At 68.5% G+C, this 5132-nt stretch carries 3 protein-coding genes; all 3 read left to right on the top strand.

Annotation, left to right across the window (positions count from 1 at the left end):
- Positions 1–298, top strand: a 298-nt coding sequence (locus tag ADK57_RS10495; RefSeq protein WP_053749124.1) for a DUF6507 family protein, incomplete at its 5' end; no start/stop codon positions are given.
- The gene (locus tag ADK57_RS52185) at positions 295–3759 is read left to right on the top strand and encodes a hypothetical protein (protein ID WP_324612185.1); all 3465 of its coding nucleotides are present in this window, start codon (positions 295–297) and stop codon (positions 3757–3759) included. The genes ADK57_RS10495 and ADK57_RS52185, both read left to right, overlap by 4 nt.
- On the top strand, positions 3756–4526 hold the full coding sequence (locus ADK57_RS10485) for a hypothetical protein (protein ID WP_234390110.1): 771 nt from the start codon (positions 3756–3758) through the stop codon (positions 4524–4526). The genes ADK57_RS52185 and ADK57_RS10485 overlap by 4 nt, the downstream gene beginning before the upstream one ends.
- Positions 4527–5132 lie beyond the last annotated feature (606 nt).

The raw sequence follows: 5132 nt of genomic DNA, 5'->3' as shown, positions 1-5132 counted from the left end.
CGGTGAGCACCTGACGTCGGCGGCGACCAGCGCCGGCACGATCTCTGCCGAGGGTGGCGGTGGCGGCGAGGGTGGCGAGAAGGCCGCGGGTGGCCTGGTTGCCCTTGCGTTGTCGCAGTATGCGGAGCGTGCGTCGAAGGACCTGCAGTATGTGGCGGCCCGGGCGGGCAAGTCGCTGCAGGGTGCGGTGGACGCGACGACGGCGTATCTGAATGGCGATCAGGAGATGGCCGCGGAGGCGCAGCGCAATGCGTTGTCCGAGCCGAAGCTGGACATGCCGGGGGCGGGCAAGGCGTGATCCAGCCGGAGAAGATTCCTCAGTTCACGGGCGACTTGACCCAGCTGGAGACCGACTACGCCGACCTGAAGAAGGACGCGGGCAACGTCCGCAAGACCGGCGGCGACGTCCACTCCCAGTTCCAGGGCCTCTCGGCGTACTACACCGCCCCCGAGGCCGAGAAGCTGTTCGCGACGACCAAGCCGGTCAAGGACCGTGCGGACACGTTCGGGGACGACCTGGAGACGGTGTCCGGCGCGCTGTCGTCGTACGCCACCGAGATCCGGCCGCTCGTCGACAAGCTGAAGCAGTTGAAGGCGGACGCGACGACGTTCGTCTCTTCGGTCAAGGACGACGACGAGTGGGAGTACGACGAGGACAAGGTCGACGAGCACAACCAGATCCGGGACGACATCACCGCGACGGTGGCGGCGTTCTGGGCTGCCGAGCGGACCGCCCACAACAAGATCACCGCTCTGTGGGGCGGCACGCAGATGGTCGCCGGGGACGGCTCGGAGCGTAAGGACCAGTACGGCTTCTCCGCGGACGACATGAAGAACGCGAAGCTTCCCTGGGGCGACCCGGTCGAGGAGAAGCACCACTGGTACGAAGTCGGCCACTGGGTGAAGTCCTTCGTCTGGGACGGCCTGATCGTCGACGGCATCTGGGGCACCATCAAGGGCCTGGGCACCCTGGTCGGCTTCGGCGGCTGGGATGCGATGGGGCAGGCATGGAAGGGCCTGGCGCAACTCGCCACGGGTCTGGTGATCTCCTCCATTCCCGGTGCGGGCGCGCTGTTCTGGACGCTGCCGGACGACAAGTTGCCGTCCTGGATCCGTGATTCGCGTACGGCTATGAAGGAGACGGGCAAGGCCCTGGTCGCGTGGGACGAGTGGGGCAAGAACCCCGGTCGTGCCGCCGGCGCGGTCACCTTCAACGTCCTGACCACCGTCTTCACGGGTGGTGCGGGCGCCGGTGTCTCGGGTGCAGGCAAGGCCGGTGCGGTGGCGAAGGTACTGTCGGCCGCCGGCAAGGCGGGCAAGATCATCGACCCGATGACCTACATCACCAAGGGCGCGGGCGCGGGTCTGTCGAAGATCGGCGACATCGCCAAGGGCCTCAAGGGCGTCGGGAACATCGAGATCCCCACCCTCCCGGAGAACGCGTTCACCTTGCCCGAGGGTGCGGTGAAGCTTCCCGACGGCACGGTGAACCTGCCTGAGGGCGCGGCGATCCCGGAGGGCGCGACCCGGCTGCCCGACGGCAACATCAAACTCCCGGACGACACCCCGGTCCTGCCTGCCGGCACGACGAAGCTGCCGAGCGTGGACGGCTCTCCGGCCCAGTACATGGACCCGGACGGCAACCTCCTCGACAACCAGGGCAATGTGGTCGACAGCGTCGACAACGCGCCCACGGACGTGGTGGACAGGCCTGCGTCGGGCGGCAACCCGACTGATGGCGCGGACGTGCCGCGCGTGGACTCCCCGGTGAAGGAACCGGCGCTGGTGGGCGCGGGAGCCCACACCGCCGAACAGGCGGGCCAGCACGTCCGCCTGGGCGACAGCGTGGGCAACGACCTCGGCGACGTCGGCCGCGTGCCCGACAACGCGGCGGTGCACGCGGGCGGGGACGGCGTCCCGGCGGCGCATGCCGGGGGCGACGGCGTGCCCGGAGGCCACGCAGCCGACCACCTGCCGGGCGGAAACGCAGCCGACCACCTCCCGGGCAGCACCGCGGAGCATCTCCCGGGCGGCCGAGCCGACGACATGGCGCAGGGACCGTCGGCCGGTCACGAACCGCCGTCCGGTCACACCGACGGTTCCGACACCCCGCAGCCCCACCACGACGGGACAACCGGTGGCCACGACGGGACGACCGGTCACGGTGATCACCCGGCCGGCGGTACGGGCGGCGACCACACCCCGGCCGGCTCCGGCGGCGATGTCCCGCCTCCGCCGCACGGCGGCGATTTCGGAGGTCCCGGTGCTGCCGTGCCGGAGGGCCCCCGGGGCAATCTGCCCGACGGATCGTGGGAGGGCGAGAACGGACTGCGCCTGGACCACGAGGCGAACGCGGCGGCGGACGACTTCATGCGACGCTCGCAGGAGGCCGAGCCGCACATCACGGAGTCGATGCAGTCCATCGCGGGCCGCGTCGACAACGGCAAGCTGATCGGACTCGAGTACCGGCTCAAGGGTGAGGACTCGCTCAAGCGCAAGCTCGCCACGGACATGCTCGAGGACATCGGCGTGGACCACGGTCGTGTGCTGGGCGACATCAAGGACTCCATCCGCTACACGATGGAGGTCCCTGCCGACCGGTACACCCACGGTGTCCAGCAGGCGGTCGACGACCTGCAGGCCAAGGGCTTCGAGAACGTCACGTTCAAGAACACCTGGGACTCCGCCGGATACAAGGGCATCAACTCCACCTGGCGCGACCCGGTGAGCGGCCAGGTCTTCGAGTTGCAGTTCCACACGGCGGACAGCTTCACGGCCAAGATGGACGGCCACGTCCTCTACGAAAAGGAGCGCCTGCCCGGTGTCTCCGCCGACGAACTCACCGCGATCAAACTCGAGCAGACGGAGTTGTTCGGCAGGGTTCCGGTGCCGCATGGTGCCGGGGACATCCGCATCGGTGGGCACAGTGCCGCTGACGCGGCGTCCGCGCTGGGCAGGGAACTCGACTCGACCGGTCGGCAGGCCGACACGGTTGGTCACGAGGCCACGGACGTCGGGGACGACGCCGGTGACCTGGCGCGCGAGGCCGATGAGGGCGGCCCGGTCGACGACGCCGGGCGCGACGCCGACGGCCCTGGGGACCAGCTGGACACGGGCGACGGAGGAACCCCGTACACGCACGGTCCCGACGGCGGTTGGAGCGGCGCCGGCTGGGTCGACGAGCCCTCCGAGTACGCGGGGCGGATCTACGAGTCGCTGCGGGCCACCCCGAACCACGTCGACGTGCCGCAGATGGCGAGGAACACCGGCGTTTCCGAGTCCGTGATCCGCGACGTCAAGACCCACATGATCCGGGCACAGCACGACGTGGTCATCGGGCCGGGAGAGTCGAAGCGGGGGCTGTTCACACCGCGCGACGACATCGCGGATCTGTGGGACGGAGCGCGCAAGGGAACCCTGGACGCGGACCAGGTCAGGGAATTCAAGAACCTCATGAGCCACGAATACGTGGAGAGTGAGCTGATGAAGCGGGGTCTGCCGTATCTCCGCGACGAGACGGGTCTGTGGCGCATCGGGGAGGATGGAACCGTCGACGGCCGACGGTCTCCCAAGAGCCTGGGCGCGGCAGGCGCGCACGACCTCTCGCCCAACCCCGTGCGAGGTGGATTCGGGACGGCATGGCAGAAGCTCGGCCTCAAGCACCCCAAGACGGCGCTGGCCGACGATTTGTCCAACATCGATGATTTCGTGAACGATGTCGTCCAGGAACTGAAAGCGAAGGGGCTGGACCTGAAGTGACCGACGATCGTTCACGTGTGATGCTCGAACGGCTCAGGGCGATCGACTGGGGCGACGACGCCGCGGCATACGAGCACGCGAATTCGCGCGCGCTGCTCATGCGGGAGTATCTGCGCCGCACGGCGTCCTGGGCGAAGGCGTACGACGCCGAGGCGTCCTGGCCGTTCCTCGACATCGCCCAGCTGGTCGCGCCGGAGGTGGAGATCGCGCCGGACGTCGCCGCCGAACTGGAGGAGGCGCTCACGGGCGTGGCCCCGTCCTCCCTCAAGCGGACCTGCCGGGCCGCCGTACGGTGGGCGGCCCTGGGGGAGTCCGGGGTCGAACTGCCGGCGGACCTTCCGGAAGGCCCCTACGAGCCGCTGCTGGCCATGTTCGAGCGGGGTGGAGGGTACTTCGTCGAGGAATTCATCGACCTCAACGGTGCGATGGTCCGTCTCGGCACGGTGGAGAGCAACCTCGCCGCGTCTCCTTTCCTCACCCTCGCACCGGCGATCCTCGACGCCCTCGACGCCGAGGGTGACATCACCTACTACGCGAAGATCAGTGACGGATACCCCCGGAGCAATCCGCGGGGAATCGTCCGGCGCCGGATCGACGACGGGCAGACGTACGACGAGGCGTTCACCCGAAACCTCCGCTGGGAACCGACCGAATATCTCCGCCTGTACGAACTCGGGCACAACGAGGTCGACCACGTCGAGATCTCGGCCGTCGAAGCGGCCCGGTTCATCGAGTCGGCCATCACGAAACTCACGGCCACGGGCTGAACGTAGCGGGGTTGCGGCGCACCGACCTCGACGATCCCGACGTGGATCTCGATTACGGGCTGCGACTCCTCTACTGCGGCGAACCCTTCACGGGGGAGGTCGAGGAGTACCTCGCGGGACATCGTGTGAGTCTGGAAAACAGGACTCAGCAGAGGTAAGGCACGCTCACTGGTCCTGGCAGCCTTCAGCTCGCACCACGCGCACTTGCCCCGATTGCCGCGTCTGCTCAGCGGCTGCCGGCCCACGTGCCGGCGCATGCCCGGGCATTGGAGACCGGCTCGGTCGCGAGGAGCTCCGCGACAGCGACATCGACGGTCTCGACCCCCGCCGCCACGCGCTGTGCCCGCCCGCTCACCTGCACGAACCGGGATCCTGGCCGAAAGTCGTGGTGCTCGTGTGCGTGCTGGGGGCCTTGATTGCACAGGCAACTATCGGGTTGATAGAGATGGGGGAGAGTCATGAGGTGGACCGGTGACGGTCCGCCGTAACAGCCCGACGGGGGAGGCGTGATGAAGTTCGACATGGGTGCGCAGACGCTGTCGCAGCTGCAGCGTGATTCGCGGGGGTCGAGTGATGATCTCGGGACGTTGATCCGGCAGTTGGTGC

It is taken from the genome of Streptomyces sp. MMG1533 (assembly GCF_001279775.1).
In the GTDB taxonomy this organism is placed as follows: Bacteria; Actinomycetota; Actinomycetes; order Streptomycetales; family Streptomycetaceae; genus Streptomyces.
Note: the sequence above shows the minus strand (reverse complement) of the source record. Positions and strands in the feature narration are given on the sequence as shown.